Raw genomic sequence first — 236 nt, forward strand, 5'->3', positions numbered from 1 at the left:
CACCACGTTCTGCGTGAGTTGCTCGACCAGTTCGCGCACGCGTGCGGATGCCGCGCCCTGACCACCGTTGACAGCGAGGAATGCCTTCGTCACGGCGATGGCGATCTTCGACGGCTCGAACGACACCACGCTGCCGTTGCGGCGGATCACCTTATAGTCGGCGTACGTCGCTTGCGGCGCGAGCGCCTGGGCGCCTTGTGCCTGGCCGAAAGCCTGGCCAGTCGGTGATCCCTCAT

Annotated in this window: 1 protein-coding gene; it reads right to left on the reverse strand. The window is 65.7% G+C overall.

The features are described 5' to 3' along the window. The coding region (locus tag SB822_RS60940) for an ATP cone domain-containing protein (RefSeq protein WP_410859632.1) at positions 1-236 on the reverse strand (236 nt) is incomplete at both ends.

The sequence above is a fragment of the Paraburkholderia sp. SIMBA_054 genome (assembly GCF_046534875.1).
Lineage (GTDB): Bacteria > Pseudomonadota > Gammaproteobacteria > Burkholderiales > Burkholderiaceae > Paraburkholderia > Paraburkholderia hospita.